Source organism: Nonomuraea gerenzanensis, from assembly GCF_020215645.1.
Classification (GTDB): domain Bacteria; phylum Actinomycetota; class Actinomycetes; order Streptosporangiales; family Streptosporangiaceae; genus Nonomuraea; species Nonomuraea gerenzanensis.
Genome location: NZ_CP084058.1, coordinates 11,119,359 through 11,144,533, shown reverse-complemented (window position 1 = coordinate 11,144,533; position 25,175 = coordinate 11,119,359). Strand labels below are relative to the sequence as shown.

Annotated in this window: 26 protein-coding genes; 14 read left to right on the top strand and 12 right to left on the bottom strand. The window is 72.4% G+C overall.

The genetic code is table 11. The annotated features are described in order from the left end of the window. Window positions 1-35 precede the first annotated feature (35 nt). Window positions 36-566: a hypothetical protein gene (locus LCN96_RS51880; protein ID WP_225269761.1), complete on the top strand. Its 531-nt coding sequence runs from the start codon at window positions 36-38 to the stop codon at window positions 564-566. A gap of 22 nt (window positions 567-588) precedes the next feature. Here LCN96_RS51880 and LCN96_RS51875 read toward each other — a convergent pair whose 3' ends face one another. From LCN96_RS51875 to LCN96_RS51860, 4 genes are read right to left on the bottom strand one after another with little or no spacing between them, the layout of a single operon-like run. Beyond that, window positions 589-1,356, bottom strand: coding sequence for a hypothetical protein (locus LCN96_RS51875; protein WP_225269760.1), 768 nt, complete (start codon window positions 1,354-1,356; stop codon window positions 589-591). Further along, window positions 1,353-2,651, bottom strand: a complete 1,299-nt coding sequence (locus LCN96_RS51870) for a vWA domain-containing protein (RefSeq protein WP_225269759.1) — start codon at window positions 2,649-2,651, stop codon at window positions 1,353-1,355. The genes LCN96_RS51875 and LCN96_RS51870 overlap by 4 nt, the downstream gene beginning before the upstream one ends. Next, window positions 2,644-3,825: an AAA family ATPase gene (locus tag LCN96_RS51865; protein WP_225269758.1), complete on the bottom strand. Its 1,182-nt coding sequence runs from the start codon at window positions 3,823-3,825 to the stop codon at window positions 2,644-2,646. The genes LCN96_RS51870 and LCN96_RS51865 overlap by 8 nt, the downstream gene beginning before the upstream one ends. Window positions 3,826-3,827: 2 nt before the next feature. Next, a complete protein-coding gene (locus LCN96_RS51860; RefSeq protein ID WP_225269757.1) occupies window positions 3,828-5,363 on the bottom strand; it encodes a serine hydrolase domain-containing protein in 1,536 nt (511 codons plus the stop codon). A gap of 64 nt (window positions 5,364-5,427) precedes the next feature. On the opposite strand from LCN96_RS51860, the gene LCN96_RS51855 reads away from it, so the two are divergent. After that, window positions 5,428-6,162, top strand: a complete 735-nt coding sequence (locus LCN96_RS51855; protein ID WP_225269756.1) for a Clp protease N-terminal domain-containing protein — start codon at window positions 5,428-5,430, stop codon at window positions 6,160-6,162. A 31-nt stretch (window positions 6,163-6,193) separates the two neighbouring features. Here LCN96_RS51855 and LCN96_RS51850 read toward each other — a convergent pair whose 3' ends face one another. Beyond that, window positions 6,194-7,060 carry a GNAT family N-acetyltransferase gene (locus LCN96_RS51850; protein WP_225269755.1) on the bottom strand — a complete coding sequence of 289 codons (867 nt, stop codon included), beginning with the start codon at window positions 7,058-7,060 and terminating at the stop codon, window positions 6,194-6,196. A gap of 92 nt (window positions 7,061-7,152) precedes the next feature. Here LCN96_RS51850 and LCN96_RS51845 point away from each other — a divergent pair, with 92 nt between their 5' ends. After that, a complete protein-coding gene (locus tag LCN96_RS51845) occupies window positions 7,153-8,268 on the top strand; it encodes a serine hydrolase domain-containing protein (protein ID WP_225269754.1) in 1,116 nt (371 codons plus the stop codon). A gap of 86 nt (window positions 8,269-8,354) precedes the next feature. On the opposite strand, the gene LCN96_RS51840 is transcribed toward LCN96_RS51845, so the two are convergent. After that, window positions 8,355-10,904: a hypothetical protein gene (locus LCN96_RS51840; RefSeq protein ID WP_225269753.1), complete on the bottom strand. Its 2,550-nt coding sequence runs from the start codon at window positions 10,902-10,904 to the stop codon at window positions 8,355-8,357. Window positions 10,905-11,054: 150 nt separating this feature from the next. Next, window positions 11,055-11,678, bottom strand: coding sequence for a restriction endonuclease (locus tag LCN96_RS51835; RefSeq protein WP_225269752.1), 624 nt, complete (start codon window positions 11,676-11,678; stop codon window positions 11,055-11,057). A gap of 189 nt (window positions 11,679-11,867) precedes the next feature. On the opposite strand from LCN96_RS51835, the gene LCN96_RS51830 reads away from it, so the two are divergent. Continuing rightward, window positions 11,868-12,092, top strand: coding sequence for a hypothetical protein (locus tag LCN96_RS51830; RefSeq protein ID WP_225269751.1), 225 nt, complete (start codon window positions 11,868-11,870; stop codon window positions 12,090-12,092). A gap of 30 nt (window positions 12,093-12,122) precedes the next feature. Here LCN96_RS51830 and ligA read toward each other — a convergent pair whose 3' ends face one another. Then, window positions 12,123-14,189 (bottom strand): NAD-dependent DNA ligase LigA, encoded by a 2,067-nt coding sequence (ligA, locus tag LCN96_RS51825; RefSeq protein WP_225269750.1) that lies wholly within the window; start codon window positions 14,187-14,189, stop codon window positions 12,123-12,125. A 260-nt stretch (window positions 14,190-14,449) separates the two neighbouring features. On the opposite strand from ligA, the gene LCN96_RS51820 reads away from it, so the two are divergent. After that, the gene (locus LCN96_RS51820) at window positions 14,450-14,803 is read left to right on the top strand and encodes an FAD-dependent monooxygenase (protein WP_225269749.1); all 354 of its coding nucleotides are present in this window, start codon (window positions 14,450-14,452) and stop codon (window positions 14,801-14,803) included. An 81-nt stretch (window positions 14,804-14,884) separates the two neighbouring features. Here the strand turns inward: LCN96_RS51820 and LCN96_RS51815 are convergent, their stop codons facing one another. Then, on the bottom strand, window positions 14,885-15,355 hold the full coding sequence (locus tag LCN96_RS51815) for a PPOX class F420-dependent oxidoreductase (RefSeq protein ID WP_225269748.1): 471 nt from the start codon (window positions 15,353-15,355) through the stop codon (window positions 14,885-14,887). Between the two features lie 153 nt (window positions 15,356-15,508). Here LCN96_RS51815 and LCN96_RS51810 point away from each other — a divergent pair, with 153 nt between their 5' ends. Then, complete coding sequence (locus LCN96_RS51810) at window positions 15,509-16,837, top strand: acetamidase/formamidase family protein (protein ID WP_225269747.1); 1,329 nt, start codon at window positions 15,509-15,511, stop codon at window positions 16,835-16,837. 33 nt (window positions 16,838-16,870) lie between these two features. After that, complete coding sequence (locus LCN96_RS51805; protein WP_225269746.1) at window positions 16,871-17,425, top strand: MDR/zinc-dependent alcohol dehydrogenase-like family protein; 555 nt, start codon at window positions 16,871-16,873, stop codon at window positions 17,423-17,425. Here LCN96_RS51805 and LCN96_RS51800 read toward each other — a convergent pair whose 3' ends face one another. Continuing rightward, window positions 17,426-17,863, bottom strand: coding sequence for an anthrone oxygenase family protein (locus tag LCN96_RS51800; RefSeq protein WP_225269745.1), 438 nt, complete (start codon window positions 17,861-17,863; stop codon window positions 17,426-17,428). A 2-nt stretch (window positions 17,864-17,865) separates the two neighbouring features. Continuing rightward, complete coding sequence (locus LCN96_RS51795; protein ID WP_225269744.1) at window positions 17,866-18,156, bottom strand: hypothetical protein; 291 nt, start codon at window positions 18,154-18,156, stop codon at window positions 17,866-17,868. Between the two features lie 65 nt (window positions 18,157-18,221). Here LCN96_RS51795 and LCN96_RS51790 point away from each other — a divergent pair, with 65 nt between their 5' ends. From LCN96_RS51790 to LCN96_RS51775, 4 genes are all read left to right on the top strand, one after another. Beyond that, on the top strand, window positions 18,222-19,493 hold the full coding sequence (locus LCN96_RS51790) for a cytochrome P450 (protein ID WP_225269743.1): 1,272 nt from the start codon (window positions 18,222-18,224) through the stop codon (window positions 19,491-19,493). A 150-nt stretch (window positions 19,494-19,643) separates the two neighbouring features. Beyond that, window positions 19,644-20,060 carry a hypothetical protein gene (locus LCN96_RS51785; protein ID WP_225269742.1) on the top strand — a complete coding sequence of 139 codons (417 nt, stop codon included), beginning with the start codon at window positions 19,644-19,646 and terminating at the stop codon, window positions 20,058-20,060. A gap of 96 nt (window positions 20,061-20,156) precedes the next feature. Next, on the top strand, window positions 20,157-20,597 hold the full coding sequence (locus LCN96_RS51780) for a phospholipase (protein WP_225269741.1): 441 nt from the start codon (window positions 20,157-20,159) through the stop codon (window positions 20,595-20,597). A gap of 22 nt (window positions 20,598-20,619) precedes the next feature. Continuing rightward, entirely contained in the window at window positions 20,620-20,952 is a 333-nt protein-coding gene (locus LCN96_RS51775) for a DUF4326 domain-containing protein (protein ID WP_225269740.1), read from the top strand. Between the two features lie 4 nt (window positions 20,953-20,956). On the opposite strand, the gene LCN96_RS51770 is transcribed toward LCN96_RS51775, so the two are convergent. Further along, window positions 20,957-21,424: a nitroreductase family deazaflavin-dependent oxidoreductase gene (locus LCN96_RS51770; protein WP_225269739.1), complete on the bottom strand. Its 468-nt coding sequence runs from the start codon at window positions 21,422-21,424 to the stop codon at window positions 20,957-20,959. Window positions 21,425-21,594: 170 nt separating this feature from the next. Here LCN96_RS51770 and LCN96_RS51765 point away from each other — a divergent pair, with 170 nt between their 5' ends. Genes LCN96_RS51765 through LCN96_RS51755 form a run of 3 tightly spaced genes read left to right on the top strand, consistent with a single transcriptional unit; the run spans window position 21,595 to window position 25,164 of the window. Further along, entirely contained in the window at window positions 21,595-22,053 is a 459-nt protein-coding gene (locus LCN96_RS51765; RefSeq protein ID WP_225269738.1) for a hypothetical protein, read from the top strand. A 41-nt stretch (window positions 22,054-22,094) separates the two neighbouring features. After that, the gene (locus LCN96_RS51760) at window positions 22,095-24,611 is read left to right on the top strand and encodes a polysaccharide lyase family 8 super-sandwich domain-containing protein (protein ID WP_225269737.1); all 2,517 of its coding nucleotides are present in this window, start codon (window positions 22,095-22,097) and stop codon (window positions 24,609-24,611) included. A gap of 4 nt (window positions 24,612-24,615) precedes the next feature. After that, window positions 24,616-25,164, top strand: coding sequence for a hypothetical protein (locus LCN96_RS51755; protein WP_225269736.1), 549 nt, complete (start codon window positions 24,616-24,618; stop codon window positions 25,162-25,164). Window positions 25,165-25,175: the final 11 nt, after the last annotated feature.

Sequence of the window (25,175 nt, the reverse complement as noted above, 5' to 3'; positions counted from 1 at the left end):
GGAAGTGTCGGTGGTCGGCTCTAGGGTCTGCGGTTGTGAGCGAATCCACCGTGCAGGTCACGCATATCGACCTCGGCGTCAGTTACCGACAGGCGTACCTGATCGACTGCACCGACGACGCCGAGGGGCCCGAGGGCATCCCCGACGACCATCCCACCCACCCGGTCGGCATCATCCGGGTCGAGGGCGGCGACGCGTTCATCATCACCGGCCTGCACACCGGAGTGGTGGACTTCGACGTCGCGGTGTCCGACCACGATCCCGGGGCGGACCTCGACGGCTTCGAGGACGTCGTGGAGATCAGCATCAAGTCGGAGTCCGGGGAGTTCGAGCTGCAGGAGTGGGGTGGCGGGGACAGCCATGCGCTACCCGCGCTGCCGGCTGGGCCCGGGTGGTACCGGCTGCGGTACCACGCGCGGGGGATGGACGACGCGACCGACGACGCGGACCTGTCCGACGGGCCCGTCGATCACTATCTGCTGCAGATCTGGCCGGCGGAGGAGTCGCTGCCGCAGGTGGTCAAGCACAGCAGCGGATCAGCGGCGTACTGGCGGCGGCCCACCTGAGCCGGGGGGTGCGGTGGAGGCGTCAGCGGTCGTCGCGGAGGGCGCGGAGGGTTTCGGCCTGCTCGGCGGTGACGCCTCGGGCGCGCTGGGCGGCGGCCTCCTCCGGGCTCAGGCCGGCACCCGCCCACGACGCCGTCTCCTCGAACGGGATGCCCGCCCGCCACCACGCCCGCGCGACCGCCATCGGGCTGAGCCCGCGCTGGATGAACCTCCTGGCCTCGGCCGGTCTGAGCCCCAGCTCCTGCCACATGCGGGCGGTGGGGGCGGCCACGTTCTGGCGGGCCCAGGCGGCGGCCTCGTCGTCCACCCAGTCCTCGCCGCAGTAGCTGTAGATCACGAAGGCGTCGGCGTTCCCCAGGCGGGCGATGAACCGCTGCGCCCTGTCACGCGGATCGCCGCCGCCCGCGAACGCCATGAGGCTGCTGAACGCGTCCCCGGGGGCCGTGGGGTCGTCGGCGCTGCGGGGCCGGCGGCCGTGTTCGAGGTCGTAGGCCCGGTCAGGGGTGTGCCCCTGGCGGGTGAGCGCGATGGCCTCGTCGAGGGTGAACTCGTACTCGTGCCAGAGGAGCGCCTCGGCGGCGGTCAGGCCCGCGACGCGGCACGAGCCGACCGTGTCGGGGGTGACGCGGGCGGTGGTCCACTGGGTGGCCTCCGCCGGGTCGGTGACGCCGGCCCGCCGCCAGGCGGCGGCCTGCGCGGCGGTCAGCCGCCAGCTCCGCCAGCGGCGGGCCTCGGCGCGCGGGATCCCGGCGGTCTCGTACGCGGCCGGGTCGAACTCGTCGGACATCATGATGCTCCTTGGACGTGTACGGTCTGCGCCCACTCGGGCGCCTGCCCGGTCGCGTCGAGCAGGGCGACGACGACCCGGGTCGCGGGCGGGCGGTGCGACGGCCACGGGGTGCGGCCGTCGGTGAGTGCGATGATCAGGTCCGGCGGCGGGCGCCTGGCCAGGGCGGCGGCGAACCCGGCCCGCAGGTCGGTGCCTCCGCCGCCGTCCAGCCGCAGGTCCGAGACGCGGCTGAGGGCTTGCGGCCGGTACGCGCGCGCGTCGCAGGTGATCACCGTGAGCAGCCGCCGGCCGAGGCCGAGAGCCCGCAGCACGCCGGTGACCTCGGCCAGCGCCTGGGCCAGCATGGTCTCGGTGACCGAGCCCGAGGTGTCGATCAGCACCGTCACGGAGGGCAGGGGCTGCTGCAGGCTCGGCAGGACGACGCCGGGGAGCGCGGCTGCCCTGCGTGACGGCCTGCGGTAGGTGTAGTCGACGCGGCCCGCCGCCTGGGTGAGGCCGTGCCGCACCTTGGCGGACAGGAGGCGACGCCAGCTCACGGTGGGTTCGAGCACCTGGTCGGCCCAGCGGCGCCAACCGGCCGGCACGTCGTCGTGGGCGTTGAGGCGTTCGCGGATCCTGCGGGCGGTGTCGAGGGCGGTCAGGCGGGCGCTGGCGGGGGAGAGGGCGGGCAGGTCTCGGTCCCAGGCGCGGGGGAGGCCGTCGCAGCCGCTGCCGCAGTCACCCGGGGTGGTTGGTGGGGAGTGCTTCGGCTGGTCGTGGTCGTGGTCGTGCTTGTGCTTGTGCTGGTGCTGGTGCGCCGCGTCGTCGCGCAGGGCGTGCCAGTACTGTTCGGCGGTCCAGCCGTCCGGGAGACCGAGCCGGGCGGGCGTGGTCGCGTCCGGTGGACGAATGGGTGTGGTGGCGTCCGGTGAAGAAGCGCGGGGGGTCGTCCTCGGCGGCTCGTCCGGGGTGAGGTCGTCGTCGATCTCGGCGTCGGTCGCCAGGTTCCAGGCTCGCTGCTCCTCGGGCAGCGGCTCCACCACGCCGCCCGGGTAGCGGCGGGCATGCTCCCGTAGCAGGTGGGTCACCTGGTGGACGAGCCAGAAGGCCACCTCTTGCACGCTCTGCCCCGCCAGCTCCTCGGCCCCGACGTACACGTGCCAGCCCGGATCGGTGGGAAAGCGCCGCAGCTCGCCGGTGGTGCCGGTGACCATGACGGGGTCCAGGGAGAGCAGCGCGGTGGCCAGGTACGGGGCCTGGTGGGCGGCGCGGACGCGGGCCGCCGACCACTTCTCCCACAGCTCGGGGCTAGTCACCGAGCAGCCCTGCCGAGCGCAGGATCGGGCTGAGCTCCAGCAGCGCGGCGGGGATCTCGGCGCCCGGGGGGCGGTGGCCGGCCAGGGTGCGGGCCGCGAGGGTGGCCACGTCCGGCGCGGTACGGGCGGCCTTGGCGATCACCCGCCAGGCGGCGTTCCACCGTTCCACGTCCCCGGCGGCCACCGCGACGGCCACCACCGAGGTGAGCACGGCGAACGCCCGATCACCGCGCCTGGGCAGCTCGAACGCGTCCGGGCCGGCGAGCACCGCCATCGGGTCCGGCAGGTCCAGGTGCTCCAGCCACGACAGGAACTCCAGGGCCGCCCCCTCACCGACGGCTCCGGCCACGAGCACGGCCAGCACGTCGGGCGAGGCGCCGGCCGCCTTGCACGCGGCCATGAGCTTGGCCGCCGCCTCCCACGAGCGGGGACTGGGCCAGCCGTGACCGGCGCTGCCGGGGGCGCCCGCGTTCCACGCACCCCGGTCCGGCGGATTCCCGGCCGACGCGCCGCCCATCGACGAGCTGCCGCCCCAAGTGCCGCTGCTCGACGGCACCCGCAGTGCCAGCGCGGGCCTGATCTCCAGGAACGCCGCCACAGTCGCCCGCGCCTCCATCACCTGCTCCCGGGACGCCGGCCGCGCGAACCCGGCCAGCGACGGCACGGGAAACCCCATGGCCAGGCCCCGCGCGATCTGCCTGCCGTCCACCGGCCAGTCGAGATGCACGAACCGGTTCGCCAGCGGCGGCGCCGGCTCCCAGCCGTCGGCGGCCTCCTCCGGCGGGTTCGCGGCGGCCACTACCTGCACCTTGTCCGGCAGCCGCAGGTCGCCGACCACCCGCTCCAGGACCACCCGCAACATCGCGGCCTGCACCGCCGGGGGAGCGGTGGTCAGCTCGTCGAGGAAGAGCAGCCCGTGCCCGGCCGTGGCCAGCCGTTGCGCCCAGGCCGGCGGGGCGAGCCGGACGGTGCCGTCGGAGATCACCGGCAGGCCAGCGAAGTCGCTCGGCTCCCTGATCGAGCCGATGACCACTTCGACGGGCCAGCTCAGGGACTCGGCGAGGGCTACGACGGCCGAGGTCTTGCCGGTGCCGGGGCTGCCCCACACCAACGTCGGGACGCCCGCCGACACGGCGATCGACAGCGCCTCCAACACGGTCCGGGCGCCGTCCACGCTCACTGCTCCGCCGCCTGCGAGCCGCTGCCGGCCTGCGAGCCGCTGCTCACCTGCGGGCCACCGTCCGCCCGGGAGCCACCGTCCGCCTGCGAGCCGGGACCACCGGCCAGTTGCGCGGCCAGACCAGGCACCCCCAACTGCCCCGCCAGCAACGCCAGCTCATGCCCCGCCACCTCCCGCCGCACAGTGAGGGCGTGGTCCACCAGCGGCGCCGCCGTCAACCGCACCCGCCCCACCCCCTCCAGAAACGCCTCCTGATCCCACGGAAACGCCACCTCAGCCTCCGCACAAACGCGAGCCAGCTCCTCAGCGGCGGGCTGCCCGGAGATCCCCAACCGGGCCGTGAGCCGATCACCCACCAGTAGCCCGGCCAGGAAGCTCCGCCCAGCCGCCAGAGTCCGCCGGGGACGGGGATCGACCCCATGGACCCAGGCGGTGACGATCTCAGCGACCAGCCGCGCGGCAGCGTGCCCCGGCCGATCGGACAGGCCGAAATCACCCAGGTCGAACTGGTTCGCGGAGATCACCAGCGCCACCCGATCCTCGATCCACCCCCGCGTGAAGTGCGTCCACCCCCAGGGGTACTCACCACCGTGCCCGATGTACGGATGCGCACCCCCGAACACGTTGAACACCAGCCCGACAGCCAGATCCCCCCGCGCCCCCATCAACGTCCCCCCGGACGCCTGAGCCGTGACCAGCTGCGTCGCCAGCTCCGCCGACAGCACCGGAGCCCCGCCGCCGAGCACCGCCAGCACGAACCTGGCATGATCGGACGGCGTGCTCAGCGCCGACCCCGCCGGATAGTCACCCGGATACAACGTAGGCAGCGGAAGCCGCAGACCGGGCAACGTCGCATACCCCGTGGAACGCCGGGCGAGCAGCTCGGCCGGCACGAAGTCGGGATGCTGCGCCCGTGGGAACACGGTCGAGCCCATCCCCAGCGGCGCGAACACCTGCCGCCCCACCCACTCCGAGAACGTCACCCCATCGGGATTGAGCAGCTCCACCAGGTGCCCGACCACGGCGATCCCCACATTGCTGTACTGGTAAGCAGCCCCCACGGGCCCCGCCCAGAACGGCACCATCGCACCCCCGTACGCGTCGGACCGCCCGGCGTCGAGCACCCGCCGCAGATGCTCACCCAGCGGCGGTGGCGGCACGCGGTCGAAGTTGCCCATGCCGACGCCGAGCCCGCTGCGGTGGGTGAGCAGGTCCCGCAGCGTGATCGGTCGCTGCCCGTACGGGTTGACGACGCGCACGTACGGCTCGATCGGCTCGTCCAGCCCGATCACCCCGCGCTCGACGAGCTGGAGGGCGGCGACCCCGGTGTACGGCTTGCAGTCGGAGCCCGTGGGGGCGACCGTGTCCACCGCCATCGGGCGGCCGGTGGCCAGGTCCGCGACCCCGTACGCGCGGGCCAGCGGCACCTCCGTGCCGACGCCCACCGCGATCGACAACCCCGGCGTCCCGCAGTGCTCCATGATCTCCGGCACGTACGTGTCGAGCGCCTCTCCCAGCATGCTGATGTCCATGCGTCAACGCTCGCATTGACATCCCAGAAGTGTCAAGGCAGACGTTGACAGCCATAATGGTACGGTGCCCGAGCTACCCGACCTCACCGAGCTGCTGTCGATCGTCGAAGAGCGCAGCGCCGACGACACCGACGCCCTGGCCCGACTCACGGTGGCCGAAGGCGTGCTGTCCGACCTGCAGAAAGTCGGCGACCGCCTGCTCGGCTACCTGGTCGAGCTGGCCAGGGCCGAAGGCTGCTCATGGGCCGACATCGGCGACCATCTCGGCATCAGCCGCCAGGCGGCCCAGCAGCGCTACGGCCGCCGCTGGTCCAGCCTCACGATCGCGGACCTGGCCAAGTCGGGGGCGTTCGAGCGCTACACGGGGCGCGCCAAGGAGACCCTCGAACGCGCCGAAACGCACGCCCGCCGCCTCGGCCGCTCGGCCATCGAGGCCGGCCACGTCCTGCTCGGCATCCTCGACGACCCGAACACCCTGGCCGTCCGCGCCGTCGCCGCCCAGGACGCCGACCCGTCCGCTCTGCGCGAGTCCCTGGAACGGCGGCTGCCCACCGGCCCAGGGGCACCGGCGGCGCTGTCGGTCGGCGCGGACGCCCGGCGGGCCCTCACCGCCGCGCTGACCGAGGCGGCGGAGCTGCGGCACAACTACATCGGCACCGAGCACATGCTGCTCGGCCTCCTGCACGACAAGTCGGGGACGGCGGGCAAGCTCCTGTGGGAGCACGGGATCGCCCTGGAACCGACGAGGGCCGCCGTCCGGGCCGCGCTGGAAGCATTCCTGCGTTCCAGAGAAGCCTGACGGAAGGGCTGCCGGTGCGCCAGGGAAGCTTCTAGCGGGCCGCCGGTGTGTCGCTGGAGAAGGCGTACCCGGTGAAATCGCACATCGGGACGTACCCGATCCGCTGATAGAGGGCGTTGCTGGTGGCGTTGGCGGGATCCGCGAACAGGACGACGTCCGTCGCGCCCGCGGCGAGCGCGGCCCCGCTCACCGCGGCCGTCACGGCGCCCGCGTAGCCGCGGCCGCGGAGGCGGGCCGGCGTGTAGACCGGGTCCACCCTGATCATGCCGCCGACCATCGACGTCGAGCCCGCCATGGAGACGGCGGTGCCGTCCGGCAGCTCCCAGAACGTGTAGTGCTTGTCGGCGAAGCGCGAGTCGGCCCAGGCGCGGGCGTCCATGGCGGCGGCCTCCCCGACGGCGGCGGCGAACTCACCGCACCACCGCACCACCTGCTCGTGGTCCTGCGCGCCCGCGACCCGGCCCTGACCGGCCGGTACCGGCTCCGGCGGGGTCAGTGTGCCGAGCCGGTAGAGGCGGGCACCCCAGAAGGAGGCCGGCGTCGCGCCCGCGTGCCGCTGCCACGCCTCGGCGAAGGCGGTGGCGGTGTCGTGGTCCGCGGTGACGCCGACGAGGCGGGTGCCGAGGCCGGCCAGGTGGGCGGCGAGGGCGTCGGCGTGCTCGTCCGAGCACGGGGTGAGGGTCAGGCGATGGGTCGCCAGGCGGTAGCAGACGGCGCTGACCTGCCCCTCCGGCTCCAGCACGCCGAAGAAGACGGACGCGTCCGCGCCCCGTGCGCGCAGCTTCTCCAGCGCCGTCAGCGGCGTGGTGTGCAGGGCGGGACGGGACCGCAGGAAGTCTCCGGCCCGGGCGAGGAAACCGTCGAGGTCGTCGGTGAGGTGCCAGTCGTTCGGACGCATGCGCCATGATCCTAGGCGGTAGTGCTGGCCCTACCACGATCGTCCCGTATACGGGATCGCGACCGGCCCCTGACCGTCCGTAGTTTGGCGACATGATCGCATCGAGCTTCCACCGGTGGACCGGAGCCTCCGCCCTCACCCTCGCCGTCCTCTGCGGCACCGCCACCCAGGCCGCCGCCTCCCCGAGCATGGAGGCGACCCTGAACAAGCTCGTCACCAAGGACGGCTTCCCCGGCGCGCTCGCCTCCGTCCAGGCACGCGGCGGCGGCATGCGCCACTACACCGCGGGCCGCAAGGGCCGTCCCCCGGCCGACGCGTACGTCCGCATCGGCAGCAACACCAAGACCTTCACCGCCGTGACCGTCCTGCAGCTCGTCGGCGAGGGCAAGGTCAAGCTGGACGCACCCGTCGAGACCTACCTGCCGGGCCTGCTGCGCGGCGACGGCATCGACGGCCGCCGCATCACCGTACGGCAGCTGCTGCAGCACACCAGCGGCCTGCCCGAGTACACCGACACCCTCCTGGCCGGCGGCATCCTGCCCATCCTGCACCAGCACTACGAGCCGCGCCGCCTGCTCGACCTCGCGCTGGACAAGAAGGCACAGTTCGCGCCCGGCACCCGATGGGCCTACAGCAACACGAACTACATCGTCGCGGGCCTGCTCATCGAGCAGGTCACCGGCCGCCCCGCGAGCGAGGAGATCACCAGGCGCACCGTCGACAAGCTCGGCCTTCGCCGCACCTACTTCCCGGCCGACGGCGACCGCAAGCTCCGCCGGCCGTACGCCACCGGCTACCACCGCGACGACCCGCAGCAGCCGATGTCGGACGTCACCGAGTTCGACCCGTCGCAGGCCTGGACCGCCGGGCAGATGATCTCCACCCCCAGCGACCTGAACCGCTTCTTCACCGCGCTCCTCGACGGCAAGCTGCTCAAGCCCGCCCAGCTCAAGGAGCTGCGCACCACCGTCGCGGCACCGCAGTTCGGCCGCGAGGGGCGTTACGGCCTCGGCCTGAGCAGCGTGAAGCTGTCGTGCGGCGTCACGGCGTGGGGGCACGGTGGCTCCATCCCCGGCTACTACACCGCCAACGCCGCCACCGAGGACGGCCGCGCCGCCGCCGTCGCCGTCACCCACCTGCCCACTTCGGCCAAGGCGCTGGAGCGGGTGGAGGCTGCCTTGGACACCGCCATCTGCACTCAGCGCTGACGCCCGACGGGCCACACGGTCGTCACCGCGCTCAGCGGTGGGGCGCCCGGCGGGCCTGACGAGCGTCGCCGCCGGGGACGCCGCGCTCAGCGTGGCGGAGCCCGGTGCACCACCCTGGCGTCGCCGCGTCCCGGCCAGGCCATGACGAGCAGCCGCTGCCCCACCTTCCTCTCCCAGTCGGGCGGGTCGTAGTGGACGCGGATGCGATAGTGCCCCTTCCTGCCGCGCAGCGAGAGGTCGGGAAGCTCCACCCCCGCGAGGTTGTCGGTGAGCTCGATGGTGCCGGTCGGGCTCTCGTACCCGACCTCGACGACGTGCGCCCAGCCCTTGGTCTCGACCGGGGGACGGCGGTCGTAGGTCTCGGTGGTGACGCAGACGCGGTAGGTGGTCTCGACCTCGATGAGCAGGTGACCGGGCGCGACGGCCACCAGATCGAGCTCCTGCCCGTACAGCCCGTCGTCCGGCATGCCGTCCCCTTCGTACGCCTCCAGCCAGACCTCGGGCCAGACCGGCTCCTTCTCCCTGGTGGCCCGAACGGGCTCGACCAGCGGCCGGTGGCGCGGCGCGCGGTCGCACATGGCCTGCTCCTCCGCCTCCCACGCCAGCATCTCGGCCTCGTCCTCGGCCGAAGCCTGAGCCACGTCCGCCTCGGCCTTCGGGCAGATGTCCCGCACGAGCGCGGCCTGTTCGAGCGGCGCGAAGCCGTGCGCGGCGCCGAACGCCGCCGCCTCCTGGGCGTCGCCGCGGGTGTAGACGTCACAGAGCCGCCGCCCGTACGCGATCAGCCGCTCATCGGGCATGTCCTTGCCGAACGGCGGGCTCTCGATGCGCCGCACCGAGCAGACGAACCGCTGCTCGCCCGAGACCCGATCGGGGTCCATGCCGTCGCAGCCGGCCGCCGTGGTGAACCGGGCGGGCTCCTGATCCGAGACCGGCACGAACGCCAGCGCCGCCGCCGTGGCGACGCTCGCCATGACCGTCCGGTACGGGCGGCGCACGCGGTGGCCGCCGTACGCGAGGAGCAGGAGTAAGGCGGAGGTGGTGAAGGCGGCGCTGTACCAGAGCGGGGAGATGCCGGGCTCGGTGGTGAGCAGCTCGTCGAAGAGGATCGGGGGACTCTCGTCGTGGAATGTCAGGCGGCTCTCGAATGGGCGGACGAGGCCGACGATCACCTGCTCGGAGCCGGAGGTGCCGGCGTCGGGGGTAGGGGCAGTGGTGGGTGGGGCGGCGGCGTCGCCGGCAAGGCCGGTGGCGGGATGGGTGGCGGGATCGGTGGTGGGTGCGGCGGCGGCGTCGCTGGCAAGGCCGGTGGTGGGTGCGGCGGTGGGATCGGTGGTGGGGCCGGTGGTAGGCGCAGGCGTAGGTTCAGAGGCAGGCTCAGTGGCAGGGTCGGCGGCAAGGCTAGTGGCGGGTGCAGTGGTAGGTGCGGTGGCAGGGAAGGGCGTGTTCCAGATCGCGGTCTCGGAAGCTTGGGCCGCCCGTTCTCCTTCGTCCCCCGTTGTCACCGCGCTCACCACGCCGACCACCGCCGCGACCAGCAGCACCCCGACCGTGCCGAGCACCAGCCGCCGGGTCTGGAGCAGCACCGCCGCCAGCACCAGCCCCGAGGCGCCACCGGCCCCCAGGAGGACGTCGATCGGGAGCCAGAGCTGCCGCAGGAACCACCCGTCGCCGGAGAACCAGGATGCGATGGCCCCGCGCGGCCCGATCCAGGTGAACACCCCGTTCACGCAGTTGACCATTGCGGGCACCAGCGGAACCACCACCGCCACCGCCTGCGCCGGCCACCACCGTAACGGTCGCCTGTGGGCGGCGGCTGACGGTGCCTTGGACCCGGTCCGGGCCTGCGCCAGGGCCTTGGGTTCGTTCCCGGCTTCCCGGGCGGAGCGGCCGAGCCACACCACCAGGACCACGTCGATCAACAGCCTGGCCCCTTCGAACCACGCGTAGGACCAGAAGAAGGGAAAGTCCAGCTCCGGCACGAGCAGCGGCTCGGCGGCGACCACCGCTCCCGCCCACAGCGTGCCCCGCCGCCACCGGCCGTCCTTCGCCTGCGCCGCCACCGTCAGCACGAGCCAGACCAGCCACGACACCCCACCCAGCCGCAGAACGTCGTAGAGCACCGCGCCCTCGATCCAGGGGATCGCGGAGACCAGCACCCGGACCGGCTCCAACAGCCCCACGACGAGCGCGACCAGTCGCAAGCCCAGGGCCACCGGTCGCATCACCCGGAAGAACAGCACCACGGCGGCGGCTTGGGCGAGATGCTCGGGCAGCTCGGGCCAGGAGGGCAGGCGGTCGGCGAGCTCGCACCCGATCCAGGCGTACAGCACGATCCGCAGCAGCCGCTCGTCCCAGCCCCGCGCCCCACCCCGTGCCCCGCCGCCGTGCCGCTGCGGCAGGACGGCGGCGGGCTTCGGCAGGATCTGCCCCAACGCCCAGACCTGTGCCAGGCCCACCAGGACCAGCATCACGAGATGGGCCGTATCCACCTCGTCGAGCTGCTCGGGGAACCGCCCGTAGACCAACAGCACGGATAGCCGGGTGTCGCCGGTCACGAGGGCGACGGCGCCGGATGCAGCGACCAGCACCGCGAGGAGGGCCACGACGATCGGGCCAAGGCGGTAGCGGAGCACGGCGGTCCTCGGGGGGCGGGAGGAGGGCGGAGGAGGAGCGGAGGAGCGGAGGAGGAGTGGGGAAGGGGGCGGAGGGGCGGAGGAGAATGCAGCGGAAGAGAAGGCGGACAACCCTAGCGGTCCCGCCGCCCCGTAGTCGATCAATCCGGATCAGCCCGCCGGCTCCTCCCCTTCCACCAGCGAAAACCGCACCCGACGCGGCAACAGGCTGTCGCGCCCGATCAACCAATCGGCGAGGCGGTCACGTTCGACGAGGACGAGAGGCTGCCGGGCGCGTAACGCCTCCGCACGCGCCTGACGGGTGAGATGCCCGGAGGTGACGAGCACCCCCGTGTGCCCGTCGAACGTGTTGGCCAGCGCCCCCAGGAAGTTGCGCACCTCCGGAGCACCGACCGTCCGGCTGTAGCGCTTGCACTGCACCGCGTACGGCCCGCCGCCGGGCGCGACGGCGGTGATGTCGACGCCGCCGTCGCCGCTGCGGCCCCGCTCGCGTACGCGGCGGAAGCCGTCGGCGATCAGGCGTTCGGCGACCAGGTGCTCGAATTCGGGGCCGGTCAGGGTATCGACCTTCGCCAATTCCGCATTGGCGGCGAGAAATTGCCGACGATGTGCCTGAATGACCCGATATCTCATGAAAAGCGCGCCACAGAAGCCGATTATCAGCAGGCCGGCCATGACCACGGCCCACACCGGATTCTCCACCGCGAACTTCACCAAGAGAACGGCCACGACGGCCGCGCCCACGAGGCCGAGCAGCGCCAACTGCTCCTTCATGCCCGCCTTGCGCCGCCTGCGCCTGGAGCGCCTCGCCATCGCCGCCGCCTCCCCGAGATCAGTGCTCGATGGCGATTATGAACGGCGGCACCGACAAAATCGAAGCCGGCCGAACTTTCGGTGACCTCCCGATGGCCATGCGGCAAACCCTCTTCTTTCCGGAAAAACCGGGCTGTTGGCGTCCGGGGCATGTCAGCACCAGATCTCACCGCCGCGCTGGAGCGTATCCCCGGCTGGTTCTGGCCGACCGACCAGCGCCTGTTCGAGTGGTTCCCGTCGGGCGAGGGCGCCTCCGGCGACGTCCTGGAGATGGCGGCGTACCTGGGCAAGAGCGCCGTCCTGATCGGCGCCCACGTACGCCGGGGCGAGTGCGCCGCCGGCTGGCTCCGCCGGCGCTCCACCCCCACGAGGTGACGGACCCGGCGTGGCCTGGCTCCACCAAGCTCAGAGGAACGCGCCGACCTGCTCGGCGAACTCCTCCGGGCTCACGATCCGCACCCCCAGCGACTCGGCCTTGGCCCGCTTCGAGCCCGCCTTCTCCCCGGCGACCAGCAGCGAGGTCTTGGCGGAGACGCTGGAGGAGGACTTGCCGCCGGCCCGCTCGATCAGCTCGTTCACCTCGTTGCGCGTCAGCGCCGCCAGCGGCCCCGTCATCGTGCCGGTCACGACCACCGACATCGAGCTGAGCGGCAGGTCCTCGGCCGGGGCCTTCGGGTCGTCGCTCGGCGGGGTGGCGCCGGGCTCCACCATGTTGACTCCCGCGCGGACCAGCTTGTCGATCAGCGGGGCGAGCTCGGCCAGCTCCTCCACCACGACCGGCGCCTTCTCCGGCCCGATGCCGTCGACCTGCTGGATCGCCTCGGCGTCGGCCGCGCGGATGTTGTCCATGGTGGCGAAGTGGCGGGCGATGCGGCGGCTCATCGAACGGCCGGTGCCGCGCACCCCGAGAGCCGCGAACACCCTGCTGAGCGGCCTGGTCTTGGCCTGCTCGATGGCGGCCAGGAGGTTGTCGGTGCTGGTCTCGCCCATGCGCTCCAGCTTGAGGAGTTGCTCGCGGGTCAGGAAGAACAGGTCGGCGAAGTCGGCGATCAAGCCGTTCTCGAACATCTGCTTGATGCGGTTGGACGCGAGGCCCTCGATGTCGAGCGTGTCGCGTTCGACCGCGTAGATGACGGAGGAGATCGCCTGGCAGTCGCGCCCGCGCACGCACCGCCAGCGCTCCTGCGACCGATCGATCTCATCCCCGCACATCGGGCAGACCTCGGGGATCGGGATCGGCCGCTCGTCGCCCGTGCGCAGGTGCACCACCGGCGCCTCGACCCGGGGGATGACGTCGCCCGCCTTGTAGACGGTCACGCTGTCGCCCAGCATCAGGCCGCGCCGGGTGATGTCGGCGACGTTGTGCAGGGTGGCGTAGGTGACGATGCTGCCGTCGAGCTCGACGGGCTCCAGCACGGCGCGCGGGGCGATGACGCCGGTGCGGCCGGTGTTCCACGTCACGTCGAGCAGTTTGGTGATCTTCTCGGTGGCGGGCAGCTTGTACGCCACCGCCCACCGCGGCGCCCGCGAGCTGAACCCCGCCTCCGCCTGGTCACCGGCCAGATCACACTTGATCACGATGCCGTCGATGCCGAACGGCAGCTCGGCCCGCGCCGCCGCGATCTCCCCGACCCGGGCCTGCACCTGGTCGAGCGTCTGCGCCACGATGCCGGCCACGGAGGTGGCGGCCGTGGTCTGCACGCCCTGCGCGGCGACCCACTCCATGATCTGGCTGTGCGGCAGCTCGCGCAGGCGCACGGCCAGGTCGGACTCGTCGCCGGGCGCGGGCAGCGCGCCGTAGCCGAAGAAGGTCAGCTCGCACACGTAAGGCCGGTCCTGCGCGCGCAGCGTGCCCGCGGCGGCGCTGCGCGGGTTGGCGAAGGTGGTGCCGTCGTGCGCCTGCCGCTTGGCGCACGCCTCCTCGAACTGCGAGGTGGTCATCATGACCTCACCCCGCAGCTCCACCGTCACGGCGTCGGCGAGCCGGTCGGGCAGGCCGACGACGGTGCCGATGGCGTGTGAGACGTCCTCGCCGGCGGTGCCGTCGCCGCGCGTGACGAGCTGCGCCAGCCGGCCGTGCCGGTAGCGGGCAGAGATCGCCAGCCCGTCGAGCTTGGGCTCCACGCTCCACGCCGTGACCGGCCGCCCGAGCCGGCGCTCCAGCCCCGCCGCCCAGTCGGCGAGCTGCTCGGCGCCGAAGACGTTGTCGAGGCTCAGCATCGGCACCGTGTGCGGCACGTCGCCCGCCACGGCCCCGCCGGCCACCTTCCCGGTGGGCGAGGACGGCAGCACCGACTCGGGGTGCTCCTCCTCGTACGCCTGGATGCCGCGCACCAGCCGGTCGTAGGCGTCGTCGTCGAGCGTCGAGGTGCCGTCGGCGTAGTAGGCCGCGGCGGAGTCGACGGCGAGCTGGACGGCCTCGGCGTAGGCCGTGTCGTCGGGCAGCGTGGTGATGGGGGGCGTCTCGGTCATGGGTCCATTCTGACCAGCGGGACCGACAATTCAGCCGGCGGTTCCGAACGGGTTGTCGATCGCGTACCGCCAGCGGCCTTCCTCGCCGCGCCTGGCGACGTGGGCCGGTGCTGCAGGCGATGTGGGAGCGGGGAGCCGAGGGGACGGCGGCGCCCGACGAGCCCTGACGGCGCCCCCGACGGCGCCCCCGACGGCGCCCCCGACGGCGCCTGGCAGGAGCTGACAGCGATCCGGCAGAGCCGCCTGGCACGGTCGGCGCCATGAACGACGACACCGACGTGCTCATCGCGGGCGCCGGCCTCACCGGCCTGACCCTCGCCGTGGACCGCGCCCGCCGCGGCGTCCCCTGCCGCATCCTGGACCAGGCCCCGCAACCGGCGGGCGGCTCCAAGGGCAAGGGCCTCCAGCCCCGCACGCAGGAGGTCTTCGACGACCTGGGAGTGGCGGCGCCGATCCTGGCGGCGCGGGCGGGCGGCGGGCACGCCTGTTCGACCTGCTGCGGGGGCCGCACTTCACGCTGCTCTCCCCGGACCCCGCGCCGCGCGTCCCCGGAGGTCCGCAGGTGCGGGCGTACGTGCCCGCGCAGCCGTACGGAGGCGTCAGGCACACCCTGATCAGGCCGGACGGGTACGTCGGCATCGCCACCTCCTCGGCCGGGGAGCTGGCCGCCTACCTGGCCATGGTGTGAGCCCGCGTCACTGGTCGGCGACCAGCCGTGCGGGGAAGCCGCCGGTCGCGATGGGGCCCCAGCGGTCGATGTGGATGCGGATCAGCGACTTGTCCTGGCGGCGCATGGCCTCGCGGTACTCGTCCCAGTCGGGGTGCTCGCCGGCGATGCACCGGTAGTACTCCACCAGCCCCTCCAGCGCCTCCGGCATGTCGGTCACCTCGGCATGCCCGTCCACCTGCACCCACGGCCCGTTCCAGTCGTCGGACAACACGCAGATCGACACGCGGTCGTCACGGCGGGCGTTGGCGGCCTTGGCCCGGTCGGGATAGGTGGAGACCACGATCGTGCCCTTCCCGTCCACACCGCAGGAGACGGGGGAGAGCTGGGGACGCCCGTCCGCGCGGGTGGTGGACAGCAGGCCGTGGTGCCTGGGGCGCAGGAAGTCGAGCAGTTCGGGCAGGTCGACGCGGCGTGCGGTGGCGATGTTCGGAGCCATCTCGGATGCCTTTCAGATCAGAGCGTGATCCGATCCTGTCAGACGGCGCATGGCGATCGGTGGTCATGGGCACGGCGAAAACCGCCCGAAACAAGGGCGCAACAGCCGTCCTCGATGATCGGTGTCACGAGCGAGGCGTTGTGAGGAGCCATCATGACTGTGCCGAAGAGCGCGGCCGACGTACGGGACGCGCTGATCACCGGACTCGGGCGGCGGAGCTTCCTGCGCGTGGCGGCGGCCCTCGGCGCGGGCGCCACCGCCACCTCGGCGGCGAGCCCGGCCGCGGCCCAGCCCCGCGAGATCCTCCAGCCCGGCAAGGGCCCGATCCACGGCAGGCACTACCTGCGCTCCACGCCCGACCAGGTGCGCTGGGGCTACGTACCGTCCCTGACCAGCGAGCCCGTCCTGCGGATGCGGTCGGGCGAGACGGTCACCGTCGACTCGGTCTCGCACGAGGGCATCCTTGAGGACCAGGGCCGCGACCCCGTCGCGTACTTCGGCGGCCACGGCGTGCGCCGCGCGGACGTGCTCCAGGACGCCGTCGCGATCGCCCGCGACTACGCCCGCACGCCGCGCGACTTCGACCTCGACGGCCCGCACATCGTGACGGGCCCGATCCACGTGGACGATGCCCGCCCCGGCGACGTGCTCAAGGTCGAGATGCTGTCGCTGCTGCCGCGCGTGCCGTACGGGGTCGTCTCCAGCCGCCACGGCAAGGGCGCGCTGGCCAGGCAGGCGGGCGGCGGCGCGCCGGACGGCATCACGGTGCAGGAGGTGATGCCTCCGGTGGCCACCGACGGGCGCGCCACCGGCGATCCGATGAGATACGGGAACGTGTCGGTGTTCACCCCGGTCCGCCGGGGCCGCGGCGTGCTGAAGCGCGGGCGGGGCAAGGAGGTGACGTTCCCGCTGCGGCCGTTCATGGGGGTCATGGGCGTCGCGTTCGCCGGCGCGGACCGGATGACCGACCCCGCGCTCAACTCGATCCCGCCCACCCGGGGCGGCGGCAACATCGACATCCACCACCTCGGCGCGGGCGCCACGTTCTACCTGCCGGTGTTCGCGGAGGGCGCGCTGTTCTACACCGGCGACCCGCATCACGCGATGGGCGGCGGCGAGGTGGCGCTGACCGCGATGGAGGGCTCGCTGCGCGCCACCTTCCGCCTCACCGTCTGCAAGCCGGGCTCGGGCGACGCGCCCTCGCCGGCCTTCCACTACCCGTTCGCGGAGACGCGGGACGCCTGGTTGCCGATCGGCCTGTCCGATCCTGACGGCTCGCAGGGCGGGCAGGTGAACGACCTGGACGTGGCCATGCGCCGCGCCGTCGTCAACGCCCTGGACTTCCTGGAGCACGACCAGGGCATGGAGCGGGCCGTGGCGTACGCCTACCTGTCAGCGGCGGCGAACTTCGAGGTGTCACAGGTGGTCGACAGGACGACGGGCGTGCACGGCGTCATCCCCAAGGAGCACTTCGCCGGGTAGGACCGAAATTCCCGCGTTCTGAAATCTCGGCCGTTGACCGCCCCCGCGAACGCGCGCTTCCCCGGCATCGACTGCGACGGCAGCATGGCCGAGCTGCTGCTCACCTCCGCCCGTTCGGTGGTCAAGCTGAGCCAGTCACTGCACCCGGCGGAGGTCGCGGCGCTCGCCGACGCGGGGCTGACCGCCTACCACGCGGTACGCAAGGCGCAGCCGCTGCTCCATCCGGGCACGAGCGTCGCGGTGATCGGCGCCGGCGGGCTCGGCCACATCGGCGTGCAGTGCCTGGCCGCGATGACACCCGCCGAGATCATCGTCGTGGACCGGTCGGCGGAGGCGCTCAAGCTCGCCGAAGGGCTCGGTGCCACGCACACGGTGCCCGCCGACGGCCGGCACGGCTGCCGACCTACTTCTGCGCGCCGGACTTCGCCTACCTCATGGTCGCGGACGCCCTGGACGCCGTACGGGCGGCGCCCGGAGTGCGGACGGCGTGCGGACGGCGTGCGGACGGCGTGCGGACGGCGGAGGCGCGGCATCGAGGGCAACGCCGGCCTGTGCCGCGGCCTGCTGCGCACCCGCTACGGGCACTGATCACAGCTCGGTCAGCCCGAGCCCGACCAGCACGACGCTCGCCGCGCAGGCCACGGTGCGCAGCGTGTTGAAGGCGGTCCACCGGGGCGAGTAGTCCTTGAACGACATGGTCGCGGCGTCCAGCGCGTTGTTCATCGGCACGTTGATCAGCATGGTGACCAGGAAGGAGCCGACGAAGTTCACCCCGGCGGCGGCGAAGAACCAGGTGGCGGCCATGCCGTCCGCGAGGAACCCCGCCACCAGGGCGGCCACTGGCGAGCCGAGGAAGACCAGGTGGAGCCACGGGTTGAGGATCTTCCTGTTGATGCTCCGCATCGCCGCCTCGGCCTGGGCGGGGTCGATGGCGTTCAGGCCCGGCATGACGGACATGGAGAAGGCGTAGAACAGGCCCGTGAGGGCGCCGTGCAGCAGGAGGGTGATCAGCGCGAGTACCAGCATGGTCATATGGTGGCGGTGCCGGAGCGGGGCGGTCCATGGCGGACGCTCTCAGCCCCATGCGCGAGCGTCTCGGCTAGCGCCTGTCGTGGCACGCGTCCGGCATCCGGCGGCATCGCGCTCAGCTCGCCCACCGGCAGGAACCCGTCACGCCACCGCTCCGCCGCCCCGCTGGTCCGCCACGCCCATACGGCCTGCGCCGCCTCGTCCTCGAACGTCCGGGGCACCCCGACCGGCACCGGCGTCCCGCTGAGCACCAGCAGCACGATCACCAGCGTCACGCCTGATCGCACCATCAGGTGATCTTCGCAGACCCGCGGGGAGGCTTGCCAAGCGAACCCGATCAGGAGACCGTGGCGACGTGCGCGATATCCCCGGACCTCCCACCCAGTCAGACAGCGGGCTGAGCGCCATCACGGCCGCGGGCGGCCTGCACGCCTACCAGCTCGACCTGCACGAACGCTACGGCCCGCTGGTGCGCTTCCAGCTCCCCGGCGCCCCGTCGGCCGTCTCGGTGGCCGACGCCGTGCTGCTGGAGGCCACGGCCGCGGTCAACAGCCGGCCGGACAAGCTCTTCGAGTTCCTGGCGCCGCTGTGCGAGGCGGGCAACCTGCAGACCCTGCCCGCCGACGAGCACACGCCCTTCCGCCGCGCCCTGCTCTCGGTGCTGGCCGGCCGCCGCTCCCACGAGACGCACTTCCCCGCCTTCACCGCCCTGGCCACGGACCTCGCCGACCGCTGGGCGGGCCAGGGGGAGGTGGCGCTGCAGCAGGACCTGAGCGCGCTCTCGCTGCGCATGATCTGCCAGTACGCCCTCGGCGGCGACCTCGACGACCCGGCCCGGGTGGTAAGCGCGTTCGAGACCGTGCTGACCGTCTACCTGGGCCGCCGGAGCGAGAGCGACGACGACCTGGCGCGGGCCGAGCAGGCGCTGGCACACCTGCGCGAGGTCGTGGACGGCGTTCTGGCCGCCGGCGGCAGCGACCTGGTCGCCGCCCTGGTCAAGGCCGACCTGTCGGCGGCGCGCATCCGCGACACCGTCCTCATGATCATGCTGGCCGCCCACCACACCACCGGCGTGGCCGTCTCCTGGACCCTCCACCTCCTGGCCCGCCACCCGGAGGCCGCCGCCCGGGTGGCCGCCGAGTTGCACGACGTCCTCGGTGACCGCGCCGCCCCGTCGTACGCCGACCTGAAGCGCCTGCCGTACCTGGAGATGGCGCTCAAGGAGTCGATGCGCCTCTACCCGCCCGGCCCGTACGGCGCCCGCGAGACCACCGAGGACCTCACCCTCGCCGGCCACCACATCCCGGCGGGCACCACGATCTTCTACCCGTTCTGGGCCGTCCACCTGAACCCGGAGCACTGGCCGGACCCGCACGCGTTCCGCCCCGAGCGCTTCACCCCGGAGGCCACGGCCCGCCGGCCCCGGTACGCCTACGTTCCCTTCGGGCTGGGGCCACGGAGTTGCGAGGGGGCGAGCCTGGCCATGGTGGAGGCGGAGCTGGTGCTGGCGGTGCTGCTCAAGAGGTTCCGGTTCGAGCCGGTCGAGGGTCATCCGGTGGTGCCGGTGGAGCGGTTCGTGTTGTGGGCGGAGGACGACATCAGGATGCGCCTGCGGGCGTACGCGTGAGGTGGTCTCGCGGATGACGTGAGCCGGTGTGGCACTGATCACGGCTGGTGTGTGGATTCCTCCACAGTTGATCGCTCGCGGCCTCCGTAATGTCCCTGGTGTCGGGACAAGCCCGGCAACACGGACACAGAAACGAAAGAGGACCCGATCATGCGTAAGACCCTCACGATCGCCGCTCTGGCCGGTTCGATGGCCGTCACCGGTCTGGCGCTTGGCCCGGCCGCCGCCCAGGCCGCCACGCAGACCACCACCACGACGGCGAGCACCGTCACGGTCGTCAAGTGGGGCAAGTTCTTCTCCAGCGACCGCAAGGCCTACACCTACGGCAAGACCTGGGCCTCGGGCGGCAAGGTGTTCACGAAGTGGTACGGCGTGGACAAGGTCGGCGGCAAGAAGGGCTGGGTGTGGTTCGAGTACTACCAGAACGGCTCCTGGCACAAGTTCAACAAGTCCTGGGACGGCAAGGTCGTCGGCGCCTGGAGCGGCAAGGGGATCAAGAAGGTCTACACCTTCACCTGCTGGGCCGGCAAGTTCGACAACTGCGGCAAGAAGTACCGCATCTACTAAAGCTTGAACCGGCACTGCCCGGCGTTCCACCTGAACGAAGGGGCGGTCACGCGAAGCTGGCCATGACGACTTCCTGGCACGACGAAGCAGGCTCTCATGGTTGTTGGATCATCGCTCGCCGCCCTCGTTCTGATCACCTCGCTGCCGGCCCCCACCGTGACGCTGCAGCAGAAACTCACCGCGCTGTCGGCGCTCACCCAGCCCACCGCACGCAGCGCCGCCGCCTGGCGCGACGCCTGGGAGCACCGGTCGTCCTGGGCCCCCTACGCCTTCGACTGGACCACCGACCTGTGCTCGGGCAGCCCTGACAAGCCGCTCGGCTACGACTTCCGCCTGGCCTGCACGCGGCACGACTTCGGGTACCGCAACTACAAGGCGGTGAGCAGGTTCCCGGCCCACCGGGCGCGCATCGACGAGGCGTTCCTGTTCGACATGGGGCGGGTGTGCGCCACGTACGCCGAGATCCGCAGGACCGCTTGCGACCGGCTGGCCCGCTCGTACTATCAGGCGGTACGGCGGCTGGGAGCCGTCGCCTGAGGAGGCCCCTGAGGAGGCTACGGTGGCACAGCGGGTCAAGGTCGAGGGCGACAGGTACCACGGGCACGTGCCCGACGGGGCGGTGTACGTCGGCAGGGCGGCGCCGGGGCTGAAGGCCAGCCCGTACAACAGCCCGCACAGCGTCGGCGGCAAGGGCTGCCGGGCCTGCGGCGGGCGGGTGCACGAGCGGCCCGAGGTGATCGAGCTGTACCGCGCGCACCTGCGCGAGCATCCGGAGCTCGTCGAGCGGGCCCGCCGGGAGCTGGCGGGCCGGGATCTCGCCTGCTGGTGCAGGCCCGACCAGGAGTGCCACGCCGACGTGCTGCTCGCCGTCGTGGCCGGACAGGAGCCGTAAGAGTTCAGCTGGCGGGGATGAGCTCGAAGACCGGGTGGTGGCCGGCCTCGGCGACGAAGTCCGCCACGGGGGAGTCCTTGGTGGCCGTGAAGTACGGGCGCGTCGGGGTCGCGACGGCGACGTACCGCTTGAGCACGGGCCCCGCCTCCCGCGCCGTGGCCTCCCGTACGGTGTAGGCGCGGCTCCGGAACCGGCGGCGCAGGCTCACCCGCCCGTCCGCGCGGACGTTGTGCACCCACGAGACGACCCCGTACGGCGCGACCAGCCACCGCTTGCCGTCATGCTCCACCACGGTCACCGGATTGGTACGCGGGCGCCCGCTCTTACGCCCCCGGGTGGTCAGCAGATAGGAGCCCGGCACCAGACCGGCCCGGATGAACACGCTGATGATCGCGTCGCCGATGCGGCGGCCACGGCTGGAGCGGAACTGCCGGGGCGGCCGGGAGGGGTGGTCGGGGGTCGTGTCGGCCATGTGCCGCACCTCTCGTCGATCCTCCGGACCTCTTCAGCCTATGCGCGGCGATCCGGGGAGATCAGGCCGGCGGCAAGAAGATTGCAAGCAGCGCACATCCCGCGGCAAGTCACCTGAAATCGATCGACCGCACAGTGTGGGCCATCTCCCCTCTGAGAGGACGGCCCCCCATGGCGATCATCCGTACCCTTGCAGGCCTGACCCTGGCGGCCACCGCCACCCTCGCCCTCACCGCCCAGACGGCCCACGCCGCGAGCGCCTCGTGGGGCCCCTACCACGCACCCGGCCACGCGGCCAGGGCCGCGGGCACCCTGACCGTCAGGGGCGAGGACCACGCCGACCTGCCGACCGCCGACTCCGTGCGCGTCTCCGGCAAGGTGCAGGACGACACCCGCGGCGCGGCCTGCGGCTGGGCCGTCTTCCGCGTCACCTACCGGTCGGGGAACGAGCTGCCGCACCGCGAGCACTGGGCCCGCGACTGCTCCTACCGGACCCCGAAGCGCTTCTCCTTCACCTTCAGCGACGTCTACCAGGTCGAGCTCAAGGTGTGCGCGGAGCGCAAGGCCGCCAAGCCGTCGCTCAACTGCCTGTACGCGGGCACCTGGAAGACCCTCTACCTGTCGAAATAGGAGGCGTGACGCGGGCCACATCCGCGTAAGGATCATGTACGGTGGTCCGGCACATCCCCAACGGCCTGGAGCCCGCCGTGCCGCACATGTCCCGCCGCCAGGTTCTCTCGCTGCTGCCCGCCGCCGGCCTGCTCGCCGCCGCCTCCCCGGGGCGCGCCGCGACGGTCGACCACGGGCGGCTGCTCGCCAACACCCTCGCCATCTTCGCCGGTACGCCCGAGGTCAACGCCCGCCCCGAGGTGGCGGGCAAGCTCGCCGCGATCCTGGCCACCGCCAGGACGCGGCTGACGGCCATGGACCGGGCGGGCGACGGCCAGCTCTTCGCCGGCCTGGCGCTCGGCACCGACGACGCCAACCTCCGCCTGGCCTACCAGTACCTCTACGAGATCGCGCTCGCCACCCGCGCGCCCGGCAGCGCGCTGGTGGACGACGCCGCCGTGCAGCAGCGCGTCGCCGGCGGCCTGCGGTGGCTGCACGAGCGGTACTTCGGCGACCAGTCGGCCGGCTACTACGGCAACTGGCACAACTGGGAGATCGGCATCCCCACCCACGTGAGCAGGACGCTGGTCCTGCTGCCCGAGGGATTACGCGGCGACCTGACCGCCACCTACCTGCCCACGATGGACGCCTACCTGCGCAACGGCAAGAACGGCGACGTCGACCTCGACTCCCGCTTCCACACCGGGGCGAACCTGGCCGACATCACCGCCAACCGCATCCTCCAGGGCGCGCTCACCGCCGACGACGCCCGCGTCACCAAGGCCGTCGCCGACCAGGCCACCGTCTTCGCCACCATCGACCCGTACCGGCTCCAGCACGGCGTCACCGACGGCTACTACCGCGACGGCTCCTTCATCCAGCACCACTCGGTCGCCTACACCGGCTCGTACGGCCGCATCCTGCTGACGCGCGTCGTCCAGACGCTCAAGATGCTCGAAGGGGCGGTGGCGGGCGGCGCCCAGGACCTGCCCGGCGTCGTGTACCGGTGGATCACCGACGGGTTCGCGCCGCTGATCTTCGAGGGCTGGCTGATGGAGATCGTCAAGGGACGGGCGGCCTCGCGCACCAGCAGCGGGTACGCCGACATAGGCGTCGTCATCGAGGCCATCGCCGACCTGGCCGACCACGTCGAGGACGCGCTGCCGCTGCGCCGGTACCTGAAGTTCCTGCCGGCGGCGGACACGACCGCGTTCGTCTCGCCGGTGAGCATCGCCCGCTACACCGCCATCCGCGCCGACGCCACCGTCCCCGCCGCCGACCTGAACCCACCCCAGCGCTGCGTCGCGTTCAACGCCATGGACCGCACCGTGCACCGCCGCCCGGGGTACGCCTTCGCGCTGGCGCGCAGCTCGGAGCGGATCAGCAAGTACGAGTACATGAACGGCGAGAACCTGATGCCCTGGTTCCAGGGTGACGGGGCGTACTACCTGTACCTCGCGGGCGAGGACCAGCGTGAGGTGTTCGGCGTCGACTACTACACGGCCGTCTCGCCGTACCGGCTGGCCGGGGTCACCGCGCCGGTGGAGGAGCGGCGCACGGTGCCCGAGCTGTACGGCCGCTTCTGGTACGAGAACCCGGGGCACCCGCTCAACTTCACCTCCTCCTCGGAGTCCCAGAACACCTACGTGTACTTCCCGCGCGCCGGCAACGCCTTCTCCGGCGGCGCGACGCTCGGCGCGTACGGCGCGGCCGGCATGGTCCAGACCGACGACGCCGCCTACACCGCCAAGCAGGCGGGCCTGCTGCCCGACGACTTCGTCGCCTACCGCAACGCGCGCGCCACCAAGTCGTGGTTCATGTTCGACGACGAGATCGTGGTGCTGGCCGCCGGCGTCTCAGGGCAGGGCGGGCGCGACGTGGTGACCACCGTGGACAGCCGCATCGCCGCGCCCACCGACGAGGTCGCGCTCACGGGCGAGCGCTGGGACGGGCAGCCGTGGCAGCCGGGCGCCGCCGCGCAGCCGCGCTGGCTGCGGTACGCCAACGGCACCCGCCGCACCGCCGTCGGCTACGCCTTCCTCACCAGGCAGCCCGTGACGGCGGGGTTGGAGCCCGTCACCCGCAGCCGCAGGGTCGTGCGCACGGCCAACCCCGACACCAGTGTCACCAAGAACGTGTTCACCGCCACCGTCGCCGGTGCCGCCACCGCCTTCGCCTACGCCCTGGTCCCGAACGCCACCGAGGCCGCCCTGCGCGCCTACCAGGACGGCCCGCTCACCGTCCTGGCCAACGACCGCCACGTGCAGGCCGTCAAGCACCGTGACCTCGGCATCGTGGCCTGCAACGTGTTCAGTGACGGGCCGCCGCGCCAGGTGGAGCGCCTGCTCGTGGACGGACCCGCCTCCGTCATCGTCAGGAAGTCCGGCGGCCGTACGGTGGTCGCGCTGTCCGACCCCACGATGGCACGCGAGCGCGTGTCCGTCGTGGTGCGCGGCGCGCGGCTGCGGCTCGACTCGGCCGATGAGGGGGTGACGGTGCGCCGCGTCCCGGGCGGGACCTTGATCCAGGCCACGACCCACCAGGCCTACGGCCGCACCTTCACGGCCACCCTTCACTGAGCGCATGGAGCGGGCCCGCCAGCTCGTAGGTGAGATGCTCATCTACTGCTTCGTGATCGTCCTGGCCACCGGAGCCTTCCTGGCCTTCCACTACACGCCGGACGACCGGCAGGTGGTGTACGACGGCAGCTACGCGCCGCTGCACGGCGTGCCGATGAGCGCCGCCTACCTGTCCAGCCTGGAGATCAGCTTCGACGTGCACGGCGGCCTGCTCGTGCGGCAGCTGCACCACACCTCCTCTCTCCTGCTGCTGCTCGGCGCGGTCGTCTGGGCCATGCTCGGGCACTTCCGGTACGCGCCCGCGTGGGGTGGCCTGGCGTTGATCCTGGTCAGTGTCCTGGGCGGCTACGGCTCCGTGGACGACCTGCTGCACGGCACCGTCCTGGGCGGCCTCCCCGTCGTCTTCTGGTACGGCCTGCACCTGCTCACCGCGCTGGCCCTGATCCTCACGCTGATCGACACCTCGCGCAGGGAGGCCGCCCGGCAGCCCAGGACGCCGGGTTTCGTGGCCCTGGCCCTCGCCCTGATCGTCGTGGTGTTCCTCTGGGCCTGAGCGGGAATCTG

Excerpts from the sequence above, each read along its gene's own strand:
- LCN96_RS51875 (WP_225269760.1), bottom strand. The coding sequence starts at position 1,356 with ATGATGTCCGACGAGTTCGACCCGGCCGCGTACGAGACCGCCGGGATC.
- LCN96_RS51860 (WP_225269757.1), bottom strand. The coding sequence starts at position 5,363 with ATGGACATCAGCATGCTGGGAGAGGCGCTCGACACGTACGTGCCGGAG.
- LCN96_RS51850 (WP_225269755.1), bottom strand. The coding sequence starts at position 7,060 with ATGCGTCCGAACGACTGGCACCTCACCGACGACCTCGACGGTTTCCTC.
- LCN96_RS51845 (WP_225269754.1), top strand. The coding sequence starts at position 7,153 with ATGATCGCATCGAGCTTCCACCGGTGGACCGGAGCCTCCGCCCTCACC.
- LCN96_RS51835 (WP_225269752.1), bottom strand. The coding sequence starts at position 11,678 with ATGAAGGAGCAGTTGGCGCTGCTCGGCCTCGTGGGCGCGGCCGTCGTG.
- LCN96_RS51830 (WP_225269751.1), top strand. The coding sequence starts at position 11,868 with ATGTCAGCACCAGATCTCACCGCCGCGCTGGAGCGTATCCCCGGCTGG.
- ligA (WP_225269750.1), bottom strand. The coding sequence starts at position 14,189 with ATGACCGAGACGCCCCCCATCACCACGCTGCCCGACGACACGGCCTAC.
- LCN96_RS51820 (WP_225269749.1), top strand. The coding sequence starts at position 14,450 with ATGAACGACGACACCGACGTGCTCATCGCGGGCGCCGGCCTCACCGGC.
- LCN96_RS51815 (WP_225269748.1), bottom strand. The coding sequence starts at position 15,355 with ATGGCTCCGAACATCGCCACCGCACGCCGCGTCGACCTGCCCGAACTG.
- LCN96_RS51810 (WP_225269747.1), top strand. The coding sequence starts at position 15,509 with ATGACTGTGCCGAAGAGCGCGGCCGACGTACGGGACGCGCTGATCACC.
- LCN96_RS51800 (WP_225269745.1), bottom strand. The coding sequence starts at position 17,863 with ATGCTGGTACTCGCGCTGATCACCCTCCTGCTGCACGGCGCCCTCACG.
- LCN96_RS51795 (WP_225269744.1), bottom strand. The coding sequence starts at position 18,156 with ATGGTGCGATCAGGCGTGACGCTGGTGATCGTGCTGCTGGTGCTCAGC.
- LCN96_RS51785 (WP_225269742.1), top strand. The coding sequence starts at position 19,644 with ATGCGTAAGACCCTCACGATCGCCGCTCTGGCCGGTTCGATGGCCGTC.
- LCN96_RS51780 (WP_225269741.1), top strand. The coding sequence starts at position 20,157 with ATGGTTGTTGGATCATCGCTCGCCGCCCTCGTTCTGATCACCTCGCTG.
- LCN96_RS51770 (WP_225269739.1), bottom strand. The coding sequence starts at position 21,424 with ATGGCCGACACGACCCCCGACCACCCCTCCCGGCCGCCCCGGCAGTTC.
- LCN96_RS51765 (WP_225269738.1), top strand. The coding sequence starts at position 21,595 with ATGGCGATCATCCGTACCCTTGCAGGCCTGACCCTGGCGGCCACCGCC.
- LCN96_RS51755 (WP_225269736.1), top strand. The coding sequence starts at position 24,616 with ATGGAGCGGGCCCGCCAGCTCGTAGGTGAGATGCTCATCTACTGCTTC.